Source organism: Halomonas hibernica (assembly GCF_013183775.1).
In the GTDB taxonomy this organism is placed as follows: Bacteria; Pseudomonadota; Gammaproteobacteria; order Pseudomonadales; family Halomonadaceae; genus Vreelandella; species Vreelandella citrativorans.
In genome coordinates, this window is the sequence record NZ_VIFN01000001.1 from 322,047 (window position 1) to 340,595 (window position 18,549).

Genomic DNA, 18,549 nt, shown 5'->3' on the forward strand with positions numbered 1-18,549 from the left:
AACAGTAAAATGGGAACGTTCCCAATTGACTCCAACATAGTGAGTTTTGGAGTTAAAGGCAATACGCCTTAAGGCTCAGTGGAGGGGGGGAGCGAAAACATATAGTTAAGAAAAATTAAGTGGACGCCCTCTGCTAGGCTGTAGAGAAAAGCATAATAGGCGAACGTAATGCAGTCTCACGAGTACCAACAATATGATGCCACCGGCCTTGCCGAACTGATCCGCCGCCGGGAGGTGAGTCGCGCAGACGTTCTGGAGGCTGCCTTTAAGGCGATTGAAGCGTTAAATCCTGCCCTGAAAGCGGTCGTTAGAACGCGATTCGAGAAAGCCCGGCGTGAGAGTGAGGAGATCGCCGATGACGCGCTCTTTGGTGGAGTGCCCACCTTAAGTAAAGATCTGTTGATGGGGTTGGCCGGTGAACCCTTGGCCTCCGGATGTACTGCGTTAACTCAGTGGCGCTCTAAAGAGGATTCGCCGATTATCCAGCGCTCAAAAGCGGCGGGCTTGATCGTTATTGGGCAAACAGCCACGCCTGAATTGGGATTGATGGGAATTACCGAGCCTAAAGCCTTTCCGCACCCTGTTAATCCGTGGCGGAAGGGGTATTCACCCGGTGGCTCCAGCGGCGGTGCAGCCGTGGCAGTCGCTAGCGGAATTGTGCCGTTGGCGTTGGCCGGGGACGGTGGTGGCTCCATCCGTATTCCTGCCAGCTACTGTGGGCTTTTTGGCTTTAAACCTACGCGTGGGCGGATGCCGCTTGACCCAAGCCATGGGGAAGTGTGGCAGGGGGCGGTCATTGAGCATGCGTTGACGCGCAGTGTACGAGATAGTGCGGCGCTGTTGGAGAAGGTGAACGGTATGGCACCTTCCGGCCCGTACCCGGTGCGCGCTGAAACCGGCTTCGTAACGGCATTAGCGTCCTCGCCTAAGCGATTACGTATTGCGGTATCGCTGGGCGAGCCTTTAAGCCGCGGCTTGGGCACGCAGTTAAACTTGGAAGTAAAGACAGCGGTTAATAAAGCCGCCGCTGCGCTAACGGAAATGGGCCATGAGGTGGAGTGGTGCGATCCGCCGGTGGATGGTGAAGCCCTGGCAGATAGCTACTTAACACTTTACCTTGGCCACTTGGCAGCGGACCTTCGCTGGATTAGCCAGCAAACCGGTGTACCCATGCACCGCTTGGCGATTGAACCCTCTACACGTGCTATCGGCCGGTTGGGAAGTAAACTATTAGCACAGGATTACGAGCTGGCGAAACGCCATTGGCACGTGGCCGCTGAACAGATGAGCCGTTTTCATCAACGCTTTGATGCGCTGGTGATGCCGGTCACCGCAGATACCGCCCCTGAAATTGGCGAGCTCTATCCATCCGCGGCACGTGAACGCTTAATGTCTGTGCTGGCCATTCCTGGGGCATCATCGCTGGCGCTAAAGGCAGGCTTGTTAAAGAGGCTGGCGGTGGATGCCCTTGGCCGCACGCCGTTCACCCAATTAGCCAATCTGACCGGCCAGCCCGCCATGTCAGTGCCTTTGCATATGGCCGCCAATGGCCTACCGGTAGGCGTGCAAATAGTCGGGCGGTTTGGTGAAGATAAACAGCTCTTACAGCTAGCTGCGGCATTTGAACGGCACGATGCCTGGCAGCATCAATTACCGCTGCAAGCGTTCCGCTCTTAGGCAGGGTAAACTACGCGGCTTTACTATGCCGCTTGGCCTTATGCATGCATCCAACCTATGAATTAAACGACGCTGGAGACCGCTACTTCGACGGTCTGGTCGACAAGTTTTCACGCTCGCTTTATCAGGCGCCCCGCGGCGAGCTGCGCTTGGCGATGCTGGATTACTTGCTGCCGCAAATGCTTGAACTAACTCAGCAACCCGTACTGGATGTCGGCGGCGGGTTAGGCCAGCAGGCGGCGTGGTTTGCCGAACGCCAGCACCCGGTCACTATGGCCGAGCCCTCGCTGGATATGCTTACGTATGCCAAACATTGGCACCGTGAAGCTAAGCGGCTGCCTAGCGAGGCGATGGCCTACGTGCATGCTCCGCTTCAGAATTTAGGCCAGCAAGCGCCGGGCCCTTGGCCATTGATTACCTGCCATGCGGTGCTTGAGTGGTTGGGCGACCCGCGCTCAGCGATGGCAATCCTGGCCAGCCTGCTCGCGCCCGGCGGGCAGTTGAGCCTGATGGTGTTTAACCGCGATGCGCTGCGCTTTTCCAATGCGGTGAAAGGCAATTTGGAAAAGGCGCTAAGTGATCGTTTGGAAGGCAAGGGCAAGCGGCAGCGCTTAACGCCTATTTCGCCGGTTACCCACGCTGAGATAGTGGCATGGGGGGCTGAAAACAGCCTGGAAGTGGCAAGCGTTGCAGGTATCCGTGTGTTTCAGGATTACCTACGCCTGCCACCCGCCAGCGATAAAGAGCGTGAAACGCTGCTGGCGCTTGAAAAAAAGTACTGCCAACAAGACCCGCACTGGCGACTGGGTCGTTATTTACTCTACACGTTGATTAAACCGGAGACTTCCCAATGAGTGCCCAATCACCTGCCTGCCAACTGCTGGAACGTCAACAGGATGACTACACGGCACTTATGGTCGTAGCGCCACCGGTTGATGCCTGGTTAATCGCGCAATCCGCAGGCGCTATCAGTGGGGATCTTGGGGTTCTAAGCGAGTGGCAAGCTGCCGATAAGAGAGCGTTTAGCCCCTTCGCGCTGCCTGAAAATGCCGTTAACAAAGGCGAGATAGTGTTGTTCTGGCCTAAAGCGCATCAGCTAGGCATTTGGTGGCTTGAGTGGCTATGCAGCGTGCTACCCACGGGCACGGTCATTGAGATTGTCGGTGAGCACAGTGGCGGCGTGAAACGCGTGCCTAACGTACTCGCAGAGCGGGGGATGATTTGTGACAAGCGCGATAACGCGCGGCGCTGTTCACTCTTTGCCACACGCACCATCGCGCTTGAGAACACCTTGGAAGACGCTTGGCAGCGCTTTGATGCTTTGGGCTTAACGCTGGTTAGCCATCCCGGCGTTTTTGGCCATGGCAAGGTAGATGAAGGCACGCTGCTACTATTGGACAGCCTGGAAAAAGAGCTGCCTAAAGCGCCTCAACGTATTCTCGATATGGGCTGTGGCGATGGCATTATTAGCGCCTGGCTTGCCAAACGGGGCCATGCGGTAACCGCCGTGGATGTCAGCGCTTTTGCTGTAGAGGCAACGCATCGCACGCTAGAGGCTAATCAGGTTAATGGGCACGCTTTGCAAAGCGATGTGTATAGCGCGTTGGAAAGTGAAACCTACGATTTTATTATTAGTAACCCGCCGTTTCATCAAGAGCGAGACGTAAGCTACGGGCCCAGCCAACGCTTGATTCGCCAAGCGCCTAAGCATCTTGCTAACCGTGGGCGTCTCATCATGGTCGCCAATGTGTTCTTGCCTTATCCGGACCTTCTCACCGAGGCTTTTGGCAGCTTTGAAACGCTTGCTGATAATCGGCGGTTTCGAGTCTACCGTAGCCAGCGTAGCTGACACTATTTCCTCACACTAACCATATTCAACTACCGACGCACTCCCATTTCACGGCTATGATGCTGATAGGCATTGGGCAGTTTAATGAACGTTGTGCGGGGTAGAGACGATGGTTAAAAGCAGTAGAAGCATCGTGATATTGGGTAGTGCGGTTGTGCTAGGTGGGCTGCTGGCGCTGGGGTTGGTCGGAGGTGGTAGCTACATCAAACAGGCGGCCGACGTGTGGCAGCAGTCTTCGCGCAATGTCACCGTGCGTGGTTTGGCCGAGCGTGAGGTGGCGGCCGATTTGGTGCTATGGCCATTTAACTACAGCGTGAGCGCTAATAGCTTAAGCGACCTGGAGCAGCAGCTTTCCAATAATGACCAGGCGGTTCGTCGCTTTTTGGAGTCTCAGGGATTTGAACTCGGGCATATCAGCACAACACCCCCCAGAATTACCGACCAGTTTAGTAATCTCTATGGTGGACAGCGTCCTGATGAGCGTTACCGCGCTGAGGCCACGTTGCTGCTGCGTTCGCCGGATGTTGAGGGCGTGATGCAGGCAATGCCAGGGACCTCGTCGCTGGTACGTCAAGGGGTTTTGCTCTCGCCAAGTTACGAGTACCAAACCGAGTTTCTATTTACCGGCTTGGAGGCGATCAAGCCTGAGATGATTGCCGAGGCGACGGCTGACGCGCGTAATGCCGCCCAGCAGTTTGCTGAAGACTCCGGGAGTCAGGTAGGGCAGATCCGCCAGGCAACCCAAGGCTATTTCTCGATTGATGATTTGGACAGCTATACCCCGCATATCAAGCGTGTCCGAGTGGTGACGACTATCGACTATGCCTTAAAAGATTAGGAAGCCCCATGCACTAAAGCGAGGCATAGCGGATCGCAGTAACGGTGTAGAACACCTTCCCATTTGGAGTAAGCACTTCTACATCGTCATCGACCCCTTTGCCGAGAAGTGCCTTGGCCATGGGCGCATCAATACTGATCCAGCGCTTTTGGGTATCGATTTCGTCGTGTCCTACAATCCGTATGCTAAGCGCTTCGCCGTCTTCATCCTCTAGCTCGACAAATGCCCCAAAAAATATCTTGTTGGTGTCTGCGGGTAGTCGGTCAACCACCTGCAGTTCATCCAGACGTAGGGTCAAATAGCGAATCCGCGCAATCACACGGTTCAGCTCTTTCTTGTTGTAAGTGTAATCAGCGTTTTCACTACGGTCGCCAAGCGCAGCGGCTTCACCTACTTTTGTTGAGAGTGCGGGGCGTTTGACTCTGGATAAGTGATCCAAAATTCCGCGTAAACGCGCGGCGCCCTCGGCGGTAATCAAATTGCTTTTGGGTGCCTGACGCGGATCTTTTGCCGGATCGCGCCAGCGGGTCATGTTACGACCTTTCATTAAGGGACTCTCATCTGGTTAAAGATAGCGCTGGTTAAAGACGACTGTAGGGTAAAGAGAAAGTAAACAAAAGCACAGCGACATCACTCGCGGCTAGCGAATCAATCAAACGTTCGTTACATTGTGAGGATAGGCTGATTAGCGCTTAACAACGCAGCGTCTATATGTCGATATAAAAACAACTCAGGAGATAATAATGCGCACACGACCGTTTTCTCGTTTGATAATGACCGCAGCGCTTGGCAGCACGCTAATGCTGTTACCCTTAACGGCTTTGGCCTATGAAAACGAACTGTTCTCCTTGAAGAACCGTTGGGAACATACGGTGAGCGACTTGCCAGCTAACCAGCGTGAAGGCACGTTGGACGTTTTGTCTAATGAAGTCACGACGTTGGCCAGCGAAAACCCGGATCAGCCGGAGCTTCTGATTTGGCAGGGCATTATTCTGGCTTCGTATGCGCGTGAACGTGGTGGTTTCGGCGCGTTGGGTATCGCTGGTGATGCGCGTGATGCGCTTGAACAGGCCATTGCGCTTGATCCGCAAGGAGGAAACGGTTCTGCCTACGTCACACTGGGCGCACTTTACGACAACGTACCTGGGCGCCCAATTAGCTTTGGAAGCAGTGAAAAAGCTCAGCAAATGTTTCAGCGTGCCGTTGAGATTCGCCCTGAAGGTATCGACGTCAACTACTATTACGCCGCGTTCCTGCTTGATGAAGGGGACACCGCCGCTGCCCGCGAGCACGCTGAGCGCGCGGTGAACGGTACTCCACGAGCGCAGCGTGAACTCTCCGATGAAGCGTTACGCCGCGATGCCCAAGCCATGCTAAACCGTCTGTAACCCCGACTAGGCCAGGTTGGCATTCCCGGTAGCAAGCATTGATAATGGGGTAATTGTGATTACTGGGAGTGCCGCATGGCATTCAATGCTAAAACTTCATCATTAGAAACACCGCCTTTTGGCCGTGACGATATAGAGCTGATTGAGCGTAAAACGCTTCATCAGGGCTTTTTTCGCTTGGAAGCCATGGAACTACGCCACCGGCTTTTTGAAGGTGGTTGGAGCAAGCCCATGCATCGCGAAGTGCACCACCGTCGCGATGCGGTAGGCGTATTGCTTTACGACCCTGCACGGGATGCGCTTGTGCTGGTGGAGCAGTTTCGTGCTGGCGCTTTCGATGATCCCGTTTCGCCCTGGAAGCTAGAGCTGGTTGCAGGGTTGGTTGAACAAGATGAATCACTCGAAGAGGTTGCCCGGCGCGAAGCGCTGGAAGAGTCGGGCTGCGTGGTAGGCCCGTTAACGCTAATGCATACGTACTACCCAAGCCCTGGCGCGTGCAACGAACGCGTAACGCTTTTTTGTGGGCTGGTTGATGCTCAAGGTATGGGCGGTATTCATGGCCTTGATGAGGAGCATGAAGATATTCGTGTTCACGTGGTGTCTTTTCCGACCGCGTGGGAACTCTTGATACAGGGAAGACTCGACAACGCCATGTGTTTGATTGGATTGCACTGGCTAGCTGGTCAGCGTGCTTCGTTGCGCGCGGCATCCCAACGAGCGCTCACGTAAAGTGAAAACCACGAGGAGTGTTCATGGCAAGAACAGCCTATGTCACCGATTTAAAGTCGCTCCAGGGGGAGTGCAGCGCCAACTACCTGCGGTTATTACGCCTGGTGGGCGATATGGAGAGTGGCCAGCGCCGAGAGATCGCCTTAAGCAGTGATGAGCAGTACTTTGGCGATTTGCAGCTTACCGTATTGGAACATGCCCCTTACACCACCATGGTGGCGGTCACTCAAAGCGGTCCGTTGGATTCAGTTATGGACGGCCCGCGTATGCGCGTGCACCTTTACCATGACGTGCGTATGGCGGAGGTGACGGATTTTCAGCGTCAGCGCCACTTTAGTGGCCGCTATCGATATCCTAATGCGCAGATGCATCAGCCTGATGAAAAGCTCCAGCTAAACCGCTTTTTAGGCGAATGGTTAGCGCATGGACTAGCCCATGGTCATACCTGCGATTTACCGGAGATGCGCTAATGCGCCTTGTACAGATTACCGATGCTCACTTGCATGCTGATGTTACTACACGTTCGCGTGCGGGGGTTCCTTGGCTGCATTTTCAACGTGTTCTCGCGGCAGCAGCGGCTGAACGTCCGGACGTTATCGTTGTGACGGGAGACATCAGTCAGGATGAAACGGCTGCTTCCTATACACTGGCCAAGGAGGCGTTGGCTGACCTTCCTTGCCCGTGGTTTTGGCTCCCGGGCAATCACGACCAAGTAGCATTCATGTGCGCCGAGCATCCGCTGCTTGACGAGGTAGATTTGCAGCAGTGGCGTCTGCTGCTGCTCAATACCCAAGTGCCGGGCCAACCCTTCGGCGAGCTGGGCAGCGAACAGTTGATGGCATTAACGACACGTTTGGAAGAGGATGACCGCCCCACGCTGATTGCCATGCACCACCCACCGGTGGATGTTGGCGCTGACTGGATGGATGCTATCGGCCTACAAGATCGTGAAGCGTTTTGGCAGGTTTTAAGCGCTTATCCTCAGGTGAAAGTCGTGCTGTTTGGTCACGCTCACCAAGCGTATGCGCAGCACATTGAAACAGCGGCAGGTTCAGTGAGTGTTTACGGCTGCCCAGCCATGTCTGATCAGTTTATGCCGGGCGCTGATGAATTTACGATTGATGAAGCCTCACGGCCTGGTTACCGAGTGATAAACCTTAGCGGTGAGCAGTGGGATACCTGGGTCGAGCGCGTTGACGTATAGCGATATCATGTTTTTTATGTTCGTTAGGCGATAAAAGAATAAAAGGATAGTTATTAATTCTTTTGGGTTATTATTGACTCGGCGTTACTCTATCCACAATCGAACGTATAACGTTTTAATTCAGCGTGTACTGCAAGCTTATAAAAATTGGCTTGTTTTGTGAGGTAGCAGACCATGACTCAGTTCTCCCCGCTCTCTTCGACGCCCCGGCGTGAGGTGCCCAGCGCACTTAGCGCCGCGCGTCTCACTCATTTAAAACAGCTTGAAGCCGAGTCCATCCATATCATTCGTGAAGTGGCGGCTGAGTTCAGTAACCCGGTCATGATGTATTCGATCGGCAAAGACTCTTCGGTGATGCTGCACCTGGCGCGGAAGGCATTTTATCCCGGTACCCCGCCGTTTCCACTGATGCACGTGGATACCACTTGGAAATTCCGGGAAATGATCGAGTTTCGTGATCGCATGGCTTCCGAGGCGGGTATGAAACTGATCGTGCATACCAACGAAGAGGGGCGGGAGGCGAATATCAACCCGTTCGAGCATGGCAGCGCCAAATATACCGATATCATGAAGACCCAAGCGCTCAAGCAGGCGCTGGACAAGCATGGTTTTGATGCTGCGTTTGGCGGTGCCCGGCGCGATGAAGAGGCCTCTCGGGCCAAGGAGCGGGTCTACTCCTTCCGTGACAAATACCACCGTTGGGATCCCAAAAACCAGCGTCCTGAGCTCTGGAACATGTATAACGCCAGGGTCAACAAGGGTGAGTCGATTCGCGTGTTCCCGCTTTCCAACTGGACGGAGCTGGATATCTGGCAGTACATCTATCTGGAGTCTATCCCGATTGTGCCACTGTACTTCGCAGCCAAGCGCCCAGTGGTTGAGCGCGACGGCATGCAGGTGATGGTAGACGACGATCGTTTGCCGCTAGCGCCAGGTGAAGTGCCTGAAGAGAAGTCGGTGCGTTTCAGAACGCTTGGCTGCTACCCGCTAACCGGCGCAGTGGAGTCCGAAGCGGCAACGCTGCCGGAAATTATTCAGGAAATGCTGCTGACCCGCACCAGTGAGCGCAGTGGCCGCGCCATCGATCGCGACCAGGTGGGTTCGATGGAGAAGAAAAAGCGCGAGGGGTACTTCTAATGTCTCATCAATCTAACTTAATCGCTGACAACATCGAGCAGTACCTGCACGAGCATGAAAACAAAGACCTGCTGCGTTTTATTACCTGCGGCAGTGTCGACGACGGTAAATCGACACTGATCGGCCGCTTGTTGCACGATTCCAAGATGATCTTTGAGGATCAGCTAGCAGCGATTACTCAAGCGTCCAAAATCAGTGGCACTACGGGTGATACGGTTGACTTGGCGCTATTGGTAGACGGTCTGCAGTCCGAGCGTGAGCAGGGCATTACTATTGATGTCGCCTATCGGTTCTTCTCGACGGATAAGCGCAAATTTATCATTGCCGATACGCCAGGTCATGAGCAGTACACACGTAATATGGCCACCGGCGCTTCTACGGCAAGCCTTGCGATTATCCTTATCGACGCTCGCTATGGCGTGCAAACCCAAACGCGTCGGCATAGTTTTATTGCTGACTTATTGGGTATTCAGCACTTGGTCATTGCTGTCAACAAAATGGATTTAGTGGGCTTTTCCGAGCAGCGCTTTGAGGAAATCAAGGCAGAGTACCGTGCGTTTGCAACGAATTTGCAGGTGGACGATATCCAGTTTGTGCCCATGTCGGCGCTCAACGGCGATAACGTCGTTAACCGTAGCGAGCACACGCCATGGTATCGCGGCGAGACGCTGATCGAACTACTCGAAAATACCGAAATCAGCCAAGACGACAACCTGACGGATCTGCGTTTACCTGTACAGTATGTCAATCGGCCGAACCTGGATTTTCGTGGTTACTGCGGGACGCTGGCCGCCGGGATCTTACGCCCCGGCCAAGCGATAAAAGCGCTGCCTTCGGGTAAAACCTCTACCGTGGCGAGAGTTGTCACTTTTGAGGGTGATTTAAGCGAAGCCTATCCAGGCCAAGCGATTACCGTGACGCTTGAAGACGAGATCGATATTTCTCGTGGCGACTGGCTCGTCAGTGCCGATGCGGATGTGCCGCTTTCCAACCGGTTTACTGCAGATGTGGTCTGGATGCATGAAGACCCACTAACCCTGGGTAAGCTTTACGACTTTAAACTCGCTACCCGCGATCTTTCCGGGCAGGTCAGCGCTATTGACTATCAAATTGATGTTAATACGCTTGAGAAGCACACAGCGCAGGCGTTAAACCTCAATGCGATTGCCCGCTGTGATATCGAGCTTACCGCCACCGTACCCATCGATAATTATCGGGTGAGCCCTAAAACGGGAAGCTTTATTGTTGTCGATCGGCTGACCAACGTAACGGTGGGAGCGGGAATGATTCGTGAAGCGGGTTCAGCCGGTGTTGCTGAAGCCCCCACCACGGACTGGTCAGCGTTTGAGAAAGACCTTAATGCGCTGGTACGCAAGCACTTTCCGCACTGGGAAGCCAACGATATTAGTCAATTGCTCAAACGCTAAATCATTTTTCATCAATAGTCTTGACCAATAGTCTTTATCAACAGGTTGGCCCGCTTTGATTAAGCGGGCTTTTTTATATCTACTTAAATCAAACATCTCTAATCTAGCGGTCGGCTCGCTTGACGCTCTCCCAAGATACGCCACACTGATAAAGCGTTTTCACGCACGCCTCATCACGAAAAGGAGAGCATGATGAACCAAACACTAAAGGGTAAACGCGTCGCTATTGTGGCGGCCGATGGCTTTGAGGAATCTGAGCTGAGCTCACCACGTGACGCACTCAAAAATGCCGGTGTTGATGTTGATATCGTGACACCTGAAGGCAACGATATCCGTGCCTGGGCAGAAGCTAATTGGGGTGATACATATTCGGCTGATAAAGCGCTAGCAGATGTCAATGAATCTGATTATCACGCCCTGGTACTGCCAGGCGGCCTGTTCAATCCCGACGCGCTGCGGGTCAAAGAAGACGTGCTAAGTTTTGTAAAAGCATTTTTTCACGCAGGTAAGCCGGTAGCCGCTATTTGTCATGCGCCATGGATTTTAATTAACGCTGGCTTGGTAGAAGGCCGTCGTATGACGTCGGTGCCCACCGTCGCTCAGGATTTACGCAATGCGGGCGCAGAATGGGTCGATGAGGCCGTCGTGGTGGATAATGGTTTGGTCACTAGCCGTACCCCAAAAGACTTGGATGCGTTCAATGCCAAGCTCCTTGAAGAGCTGCAAGAAGGGCGCCACTCAGGTCAACACGCCTAATGTCATGGTTGAGCCCGTGGGCAAGCTTTGTTAAAAGGCTTGTCCACACGGTTGCAAAACCGATGAAGCGAGATCGTGGCCGCGGGGGAATGGTCGTTCATCCTTACCGTGGTTACGGCTCGTCCAGTGAAGTGTTTTTGATGGGGCGGGTATTCCGCCAAGCCGCTCTTGGCCGCGCAATCCCACGCCGGGGGATGCTGCGTGACACAGCTGATGTAGCGCGCCGCATTTTTCGACGGGGCTTGGCCGGTGCCCAGGTCGATATTCGTATTGGTGAAAACGAACTGTCCCTGACAACCGACCGCGACGGCTATTTCGATGCTCACCTTCCGATTACCCATTCGCTGCCTATCGATGTGTCCTGGCATCGAGCGGATATTAGGGTGCATGCGGTAAACCAGTCGCCTGTACGTACTAATGTTGAGGTATACGTACCGCCACCGGAAACAGACCTGCTGATTATTAGTGATATTGATGACACCGTCATGTTTACCGGCGTTGCCGAAAAGCTAAAGATGCTCTATCGCCTGTTTGTGCGTAAACCGCATCGGCGTACGGCGTTTCCTGGCGTTGCCTCGCTTTATCAGGCGCTGCACCGGGGTGAAAGTGAGAAGGCCGAGCGACCTATTTTGTATGTATCCCGCGGGCCATGGGCTATTTACGAAATGCTCGAAACGTTCTTTCAGCTTAACCGGATTCCGGTGGGGCCGATCCTGTTTCTACGCGAGTGGGGAATTTCGCTGCGTCACCCCTGGCCGCGTCGCGCCGAAGCTCACAAGCGCCTGTTAATTGATCGAATGTTGACGCTGTTTGATGAGCTACCGTGCATCCTGATTGGCGATAGCGGACAGCACGACCCGGAAGTGTATGCCGAGATCGTGAAAGCCTATCCTGGGCGCATCAAGGCGATTTATATCCGCCGCGTGGATAAAGACCCTGAGCGCGAAAAGGCCATTCAACGGCTTCGAGATGAACTGGTCAATTCCGAGTGCGACTTGGTGCTCGCCCCCGACAGTGTATTGATTGCTGAGCACGCCCACGCCAATGGCGATATTTCAGCGCGGGGCCTGGAAGCGGTCGAGCGCGATGTAAAAGCGCATCGCGAAGAAGAGCGTCGTGAAGCCCAAGGGGAAGTCTAGCCTCAACACTGTTGTTGCTAGCCCGGCCATGATAAAACGAACCCTTTCCCTGTTTTCTCCTAGTGAGTGTTAAGTCATCATGGTCGTTCTATTCGTCGTACTGTTACTCGCGGTATTTATACTGCCCAATGTATGGGCAAAGTGGGTGCTAAAGCGCCATATGCGAGGACGTAATGACTACCCTGGCACCGGCGCTGAGCTTGCCGAGCATTTGCTACGGCGTCTGGGGATTAAAGACGTTCCCGTTGAGCGTACCGAATTCGGCGATCATTACGACCCAGAGACGCGCTGTGTGCGCCTTTCGCCTGACCATTATGATGGCTGCTCGTTAACGGCGGTCACCGTTGCCGCCCATGAAGTAGGCCATGCGTTGCAGCATCACCAGGGCTATGCGCCACTGCTGGCACGCAGCCGCTTGGTAGGTGTTGCCCAAAAGGCAGAAAAAATGGGCGCGATTCTAATGATGGCCGCGCCGTTTTTATTCTTGTTGACGCGCGTGCCGGGCGGTTTGGCGTTAGTCATTGGCATGGCGGTGATCAGCTTTGGTACCGCCGCCCTGGTGCATCTGGTCACGCTGCCGGTGGAGTTTGATGCCAGCTTCAACCGCGCACTGCCGCTTTTAAAAGAGTACGTGCCACCCTACGACATGCCGGGCGCTCGGCATGTGCTTACCGCTTGTGCGTTCACCTATGTTGCGGCTTCACTTGCCAGCATGCTCAACCTGGGCCGCTGGCTGGTGATCTTGCGCCGCTAAACGCTAACGACTAGCGCTCGCTTAAAGCACTGTTTTTACAGCCTATTCCGGCTTATTGGCAATAATCACCGCACGACGTGGTGCCGGGTAGCCTTCAAGGGTGCGGGTACAATCATTGGGGTCTAAAAAGTCGGCCAAGGATTGATAGGTCATCCACTCGGTGGAGCGCTGCTCCTCCAGTGTCGTGACTGCTTCATCGACCACGCGAATATTGGTAAAGCCGCAACGGGTAAGCCAGTGGCAAAGTGCTTTTGATGAGGGCAGAAAATAAACATTAGGCATCGCGGCGTAACGCTCGCCGGGCACAAAGACCGTTTGCTCGTCGCCTTCCACCACCAGCGTTTCCAGTACCAGCTCGCCACCCGGCGCCAGCGCGGCTTTCAGCTGCTGAAGATGTTCAAGTGGCGAAGGACGGTGATAAAGCACGCCCATTGAAAACACCGTATCAAAAAAGCCGAGGTTTTCCGGTACATCCTCGATTCCGACCGGTAGAAACTGAGTGCGCCCACCGTCTGCGTCGCCCACAAAGTGGCGCACTGCTTGGAACTGCCAGTAAAAGCGTGGTGAAGGGTCAATCACCAGCACGAATGCAGCCCCGGCGCCCGTCATCCGCCAGGCGTGATAGCCGCTGCCGCCGCCTACATCCAACACCTTGCGGTATTTCAGGGGCGCTAAATGAGGTGCTACGCGCTGCCATTTCCAATCAGAGCGCCATTCGGTGTCGATATGAATGCCGCCCAGCTGAAAAGGTCCTTTGCGCCACGGAGCCAGCTTACGCAGTAGATTAAAGCATTGGCGTTGCTGGCTATCGCTGAGCGCAAGCTCTACCGTTAGCGTATCGCTGCCCAGTTGAACGTGGCGCTCGGCCGGTAAGGCTGGCAGTTTGGCAACGGCTTTTTCCCAAGCGGGCAGGTCGCCATGGCGTTGGCGGTCAAGCCCTCTGGCCAGCTGCTCGGGTAATTTAGCCAGCCAGGTCGTTAAGCCCTGGTCTAAAAACGCCTGATAAAGTGTGCGGTGGTCATCAGGGAGTTCCACTTAACTCTCCTTAAACGCAATGACAGAGGCAAAGTTCAAGTATTGAAACCACGTTACCGTACGTGGGAAGCCTGCCTGCTGTAAGCGCTGATGCAGCGCATCCAGCGTATCGGGCACCAACACGTTTTCAAGCGCGGTGCGCTTTTGGCTGATTTCCATGTCGCTGTAACCGTTGGCGCGTTTGAAGTCATGATAGCGCTCAACTCGCCAGGCATTATCCCGCTCATCGACGTCAACGGTTTTTTCCGATAAAACCAGCACACCGCCAGGCTCGAGCGCGTCAAACAGCCGCCTTAACAGGGCATCCCGGTCAGCGGGTGGCAAAAACTGCAGCGTAAAGTTAAGAATGATCATGCCGGATGGCGCATACTCCAGCGTGCGAATGTCAGCTTCTTCCACGCTCATGGCATGTTCAGGGCACTCTTCGGTGAAGGTCTGGCGAGCACGCGACACCATCGCTGGTGATAAGTCGACGCCGGTATAGCGAAACGCGTCAGGGGCGAGTGCGCCCGCAAGCGCCAGGCCTGAGGCGCCGAGCGAGCAGCCCAGGTCATACACGTGGCCGCCATGGCGAAGGTGACGCTGGGCAATCAGGCTCAGCATGCCCAGGATTTGGCCGTAGCCTGGTATAGAGCGACGGACCATGTCGGGAAAACAAGCCACTACCTGTTCATCGAACGAGAAGCGCGCCACTCGATCAAGGGGTGTCGAAAAGATAGCGTCACGGTAAGATGCATTACTCATTGGCAAGCCGGGAATCATCAAAAGGGGGGAGTAGTTTACGCGCCCTGATTTGACCAGAACAGACCCGAGCTGCATGGTTCGACGCCACAGGAGACGGCAAATGGCCTCAGCATCACGCGCCACCCCCGATAAACTGCCCGCATGGCAGACATTAAAACAGCATGCCGATGAACTCAAAGGCGTTCATTTAAAAACACTATTTGGCTCGGAGAGCAGCCGGTGGGCGCATTTTACCCGCCATGAGGCAGGTCTGACGCTGGATCTTTCCAAGCAGCGTTGGGACGACGATACGCTTGAGCATCTGTTAGCGCTGGCGCACGATGCGGGTGTGCCCAGCGCTATTGATGCTTTATTAAGTGGTAAGCGGGTTAACGTTAGTGAGAATCGCCCAGCCTTGCACACAGCGCTGCGTTTACCGGCCGAGGCAACGCTGAACGTTGAAGGGGAAGATATTGTCGCCGGGGTGCAGGAAAGCCTGGCGCAAATGGAGCGTCTGGTGTGTCGTTTGCACGCCGGGCAGTGGCGAGGAGCCACGGGCAAGCCCATTCGCCATGTGGTGAATTTAGGCGTCGGCGGCTCGGATTTAGGGCCATTGATGGTGACCCATGCACTGGCCGATTATCGGCCTGACGATATTCATCCCGTTGAGGTGCATTTTGCCTCCACCATGGATGGCTCGCAGTTGGCCGATTATTTAGGGCGTCTAAATCCGGAAACGACCCTCTTTGTGCTCTCCTCCAAGTCGTTTACCACCATTGATACTCTTTCCAACGCCAATACGGCCAGAGACTGGCTGTTGGGCCGTTTAACTCAGCATAGCGATTTTGTCAGTGCTCCACCGGTAAGCGCTGAACTCATTGTGCGTCAGCACTTTATTGGTGTGTCGGCCAGCCCCGAGAAAATGAGCGAGTGGGGCATTGCCCCCGACCACCAGCTTAAATTCTGGGAGTGGGTAGGCGGGCGCTATTCGCTATGGGGCACGATTGGTTTGCCGATTGCTCTGGTCGTAGGCATGACGCATTTTCGCGAGCTGCTGACCGGTGCCCACGCCATGGATAGCCACTTCAGTGAAGCGCCCATGGAAGATAACCTGCCGGTTCTGCTGGCCTTGGCCGGTATCTGGAACGTTAATTTTCTGGATATCCGCGCCCACTCAATCCTGCCTTACGATGGCCGGTTGGAATATTTTGCTGCCTACCTTGAACAGCTGGAAATGGAGTCCAACGGCAAGTCGGTTACCCGCCAAGGCCAGGCGGTCAATTATTCGACCTGCCCGGTACTGTGGGGGCAGCTGGGCCCCAATGCTCAGCACGCGTTTTATCAGCTGCTTCACCAGGGCACTCAGTCGGTGGTGTGTGACTTTATCGCTCCGCTCAAGCGTTATGATGAGGTAGAAGACCCGGATACTCGCCGCCATCTCAAAGCGCAGCACCGGCTAGCGCTTGCCAACTGCTTTGCCCAGTCCCGCGTTCTGATGCTCGGCGATGACGCGCTGGACGATGATGGCCCCCGTCCAGAGCACAAACGCTATCGCGGCAATCAACCATCGACCACGGTGCTGCTGGATACACTAACGCCCGCTACGCTGGGGGCTTTGATTGCCCTTTATGAGCATAAGGTGTTTGTTCAAGCCGTTATCTGGGATATCAATCCGTTCGATCAGTGGGGGGTGGAGCTTGGCAAAAAAATTGCCACGGATACCCAAGGCATCATTGATGGGCAGGGCGACATTACCCGCATGGATGCCTCTAGCCGCGGCTTGATTGAAGCGTTTTGGGCTGCCGAGCAGGATGGATAACTGCCTCGGGCGTCTATGAAAAAGCGTGCTCCCAGTTTTCCTGCCATGTATTAGATATGGCTGGATATACAGCTTTTTGCTATTCTAGCGATCTTTGTCGGCCGCCTGTACAAGTTACAGGAGGCTGCCAGCTTTACCCTTCAGGAACCGACGTTACATGACCCAGTTTGATGCCTCTCAGTACGGCGCGAGTTCTATCGAAGTCCTGTCAGGGCTCGAGCCGGTACGTAAGCGTCCCGGTATGTACACCGATACCTCACGGCCCAATCACCTGGCCCAGGAAGTGATTGATAACAGCGTCGACGAAGCGCTGGCCGGCCACGCCTCTTTTATTCGTGTCACGTTGCACAGCGATGGGGGCATCGAGGTTCAGGATGACGGCCGAGGTATGCCGATTGATCTTCACCCCGAGCACGGCGTTTCAGGGGTGGAGCTGATTCTTACCAAACTGCACTCAGGCGGTAAGTTCTCCTCTTCAAGCTATCGGTTTTCTGGTGGCCTTCACGGCGTTGGCGTCTCGGTCGTTAACGCGCTTTCACGGCGCCTGGAAGTAGAAGTGACCCGTGACGGTGCGCGCCATGCGATTGCCTTTGAGCACGGCGAAAAAGTCGAAAATCTGCATGAAATCGGCAAGGCGGCTAAACGCGCTACCGGAACTTTAGTGCGTTTTTGGCCTGATGAGAGCTATTTCGACAGCCCCAAACTGGCCGTTTCAAAGCTTAAACATCTACTGCGCGCCAAAGCGGTGCTCTGCCCAGGGCTTGCCGTTACGCTGATTGAGCCAGATGGCACCAAAACCGAGTGGGCCTACGCTGATGGTCTGCGCGACTATTTGGCCGAAGCCACCGATGGCTATGACGTACTGCCCGGTGAACCGTTTGTCGGCCACTTCAGTGACGACGAGCACGGTGTGGATTGGGCCATTCAATGGCTACCGGAAGGCGGTGAGTCGCTGTTGGAAAGTTACGTTAACCTGATTCCCACGCCGCAAGGCGGCACTCACGTTAACGGTTTTCGATCAGGACTGCTGGATGCACTACGCGAGTTTTGTGAATATCGCAGCCTGCTGCCGCGCGGCATCAAACTCACCGCTGAGGACCTTTGGGAGCGCGCCTCTTTCGTGCTTTCGGTGAAAATGCTCGACCCCCAGTTTGCCGGGCAAACCAAAGAGCGGCTGTCATCACGCACCATCGCAGGCTTTGTCTCCGGCGTGGTGAAGGATGCCTTCTCGTTGTGGCTCAATCATCATATTGATCAAGCCGAGCAGTTGGCGGAGTTGGTGATCAGCGCCGCTCAGCATCGCCAGAAAAAGGCCAAGAAGGTCGCCCGTAAAAAGGTCACATCAGGCCCGGCGCTTCCCGGCAAGCTTGCTGACTGCTCCGGGCAGGACCCGTCACTCAGCGAGCTGTTCCTGGTCGAGGGCGACTCGGCCGGGGGCAGCGCGAAGCAGGCGCGTAACCGCGACACTCAAGCAATCCTGCCCCTGCGCGGCAAGATTCTGAATACCTGGGAAGTCGAGACGCACGATATTTACGGCTCTCAGGAAGTTCATGACATTGCGGTCGCGATTGGCGCCGACCCAGGTAGCGCCGACCTTGAAAAGCTGCGCTACCACAAAATATGTATTCTCGCCGATGCCGACTCCGACGGTTTGCACATTGCCACGCTGCTGTGTGCGCTGTTTGTACGCCATTTTCCGGCGCTGGTGGATGCCGGCCATGTATTTGTCGCCATGCCGCCCCTTTACCGCATTGATTTAGGTAAAGAGGTGCACTACGCCCTCGATGAGAGCGAAAAAGCCGCCGTGCTCAAGCAACTGGCGAAAAAGCGCGGTACGCGGAAGGCCGCCCCACCAAACGTACAGCGCTTTAAGGGCCTGGGCGAAATGAGTCCTTTACAGCTGCGCGAAACCACCATGTCGGTCGAAACCCGTCGCCTAGTGCAACTCACCCTGGAAGAGGGCGATGGCACGATGGAAATGATGGATATGCTGCTCGCCAAGAAGCGCGCCAGCGACCGCAAGAAATGGCTGGAAGATTACGGCAACCTCGCAGATATTGAGGTATAACCCCCG

Annotated in this window: 18 protein-coding genes; 15 read left to right on the plus strand and 3 right to left on the minus strand. The window is 54.9% G+C overall.

From position 1 onward, the window contains the following. Window positions 1-168 precede the first annotated feature (168 nt). From FKN99_RS01500 to FKN99_RS01515, 4 genes are all read left to right on the plus strand, one after another. Complete coding sequence (locus tag FKN99_RS01500) at window positions 169-1,677, plus strand: amidase (protein WP_172116243.1); 1,509 nt, start codon at window positions 169-171, stop codon at window positions 1,675-1,677. Window positions 1,678-1,721: 44 nt separating this feature from the next. Continuing rightward, entirely contained in the window at window positions 1,722-2,531 is an 810-nt protein-coding gene (locus tag FKN99_RS01505; protein ID WP_172116244.1) for a methyltransferase domain-containing protein, read from the plus strand. Next, complete coding sequence (locus FKN99_RS01510; RefSeq protein ID WP_172116245.1) at window positions 2,528-3,526, plus strand: methyltransferase; 999 nt, start codon at window positions 2,528-2,530, stop codon at window positions 3,524-3,526. The genes FKN99_RS01505 and FKN99_RS01510 overlap by 4 nt, the downstream gene beginning before the upstream one ends. A gap of 109 nt (window positions 3,527-3,635) precedes the next feature. After that, complete coding sequence (locus tag FKN99_RS01515; protein ID WP_172116246.1) at window positions 3,636-4,364, plus strand: SIMPL domain-containing protein; 729 nt, start codon at window positions 3,636-3,638, stop codon at window positions 4,362-4,364. 13 nt (window positions 4,365-4,377) lie between these two features. Here FKN99_RS01515 and greB read toward each other — a convergent pair whose 3' ends face one another. Continuing rightward, complete coding sequence (gene greB, locus FKN99_RS01520) at window positions 4,378-4,911, minus strand: transcription elongation factor GreB (RefSeq protein ID WP_172116247.1); 534 nt, start codon at window positions 4,909-4,911, stop codon at window positions 4,378-4,380. A 196-nt stretch (window positions 4,912-5,107) separates the two neighbouring features. Here greB and FKN99_RS01525 point away from each other — a divergent pair, with 196 nt between their 5' ends. From FKN99_RS01525 to FKN99_RS01565, 9 genes are all read left to right on the plus strand, one after another. Further along, window positions 5,108-5,752, plus strand: a complete 645-nt coding sequence (locus FKN99_RS01525) for a tetratricopeptide repeat protein (RefSeq protein ID WP_172116248.1) — start codon at window positions 5,108-5,110, stop codon at window positions 5,750-5,752. A 75-nt stretch (window positions 5,753-5,827) separates the two neighbouring features. Further along, window positions 5,828-6,481, plus strand: coding sequence for an NUDIX domain-containing protein (locus FKN99_RS01530; RefSeq protein ID WP_172116249.1), 654 nt, complete (start codon window positions 5,828-5,830; stop codon window positions 6,479-6,481). Between the two features lie 23 nt (window positions 6,482-6,504). After that, window positions 6,505-6,951, plus strand: a complete 447-nt coding sequence (locus tag FKN99_RS01535) for a DUF1249 domain-containing protein (protein ID WP_172116250.1) — start codon at window positions 6,505-6,507, stop codon at window positions 6,949-6,951. After that, window positions 6,951-7,685 (plus strand): metallophosphoesterase, encoded by a 735-nt coding sequence (locus FKN99_RS01540; RefSeq protein WP_172116251.1) that lies wholly within the window; start codon window positions 6,951-6,953, stop codon window positions 7,683-7,685. The genes FKN99_RS01535 and FKN99_RS01540 overlap by 1 nt, the downstream gene beginning before the upstream one ends. A gap of 174 nt (window positions 7,686-7,859) precedes the next feature. Beyond that, entirely contained in the window at window positions 7,860-8,822 is a 963-nt protein-coding gene (gene cysD, locus FKN99_RS01545) for a sulfate adenylyltransferase subunit CysD (protein WP_172116252.1), read from the plus strand. Further along, on the plus strand, window positions 8,822-10,249 hold the full coding sequence (gene cysN / locus FKN99_RS01550) for a sulfate adenylyltransferase subunit CysN (RefSeq protein ID WP_172116253.1): 1,428 nt from the start codon (window positions 8,822-8,824) through the stop codon (window positions 10,247-10,249). Before cysD ends, cysN begins: the two co-directional genes overlap by 1 nt. Before the next feature lie 192 nt (window positions 10,250-10,441). Beyond that, the gene (locus FKN99_RS01555; protein WP_172116254.1) at window positions 10,442-11,005 is read left to right on the plus strand and encodes a type 1 glutamine amidotransferase domain-containing protein; all 564 of its coding nucleotides are present in this window, start codon (window positions 10,442-10,444) and stop codon (window positions 11,003-11,005) included. After that, window positions 11,005-12,144 carry an App1 family protein gene (locus FKN99_RS01560; protein WP_172116255.1) on the plus strand — a complete coding sequence of 380 codons (1,140 nt, stop codon included), beginning with the start codon at window positions 11,005-11,007 and terminating at the stop codon, window positions 12,142-12,144. Before FKN99_RS01555 ends, FKN99_RS01560 begins: the two co-directional genes overlap by 1 nt. A gap of 79 nt (window positions 12,145-12,223) precedes the next feature. Further along, on the plus strand, window positions 12,224-12,898 hold the full coding sequence (locus FKN99_RS01565) for a zinc metallopeptidase (RefSeq protein ID WP_087109551.1): 675 nt from the start codon (window positions 12,224-12,226) through the stop codon (window positions 12,896-12,898). A 42-nt stretch (window positions 12,899-12,940) separates the two neighbouring features. On the opposite strand, the gene cmoB is transcribed toward FKN99_RS01565, so the two are convergent. After that, complete coding sequence (gene cmoB / locus FKN99_RS01570; RefSeq protein ID WP_172116256.1) at window positions 12,941-13,933, minus strand: tRNA 5-methoxyuridine(34)/uridine 5-oxyacetic acid(34) synthase CmoB; 993 nt, start codon at window positions 13,931-13,933, stop codon at window positions 12,941-12,943. After that, window positions 13,934-14,677: a carboxy-S-adenosyl-L-methionine synthase CmoA gene (cmoA, locus tag FKN99_RS01575; RefSeq protein WP_087109693.1), complete on the minus strand. Its 744-nt coding sequence runs from the start codon at window positions 14,675-14,677 to the stop codon at window positions 13,934-13,936. A 100-nt stretch (window positions 14,678-14,777) separates the two neighbouring features. Here cmoA and pgi point away from each other — a divergent pair, with 100 nt between their 5' ends. Both pgi and parE read left to right on the plus strand, forming a co-directional pair. Continuing rightward, window positions 14,778-16,475, plus strand: coding sequence for a glucose-6-phosphate isomerase (gene pgi / locus FKN99_RS01580; RefSeq protein ID WP_172116257.1), 1,698 nt, complete (start codon window positions 14,778-14,780; stop codon window positions 16,473-16,475). 157 nt (window positions 16,476-16,632) lie between these two features. After that, on the plus strand, window positions 16,633-18,543 hold the full coding sequence (gene parE / locus FKN99_RS01585; protein WP_172116258.1) for a DNA topoisomerase IV subunit B: 1,911 nt from the start codon (window positions 16,633-16,635) through the stop codon (window positions 18,541-18,543). Window positions 18,544-18,549: the final 6 nt, after the last annotated feature.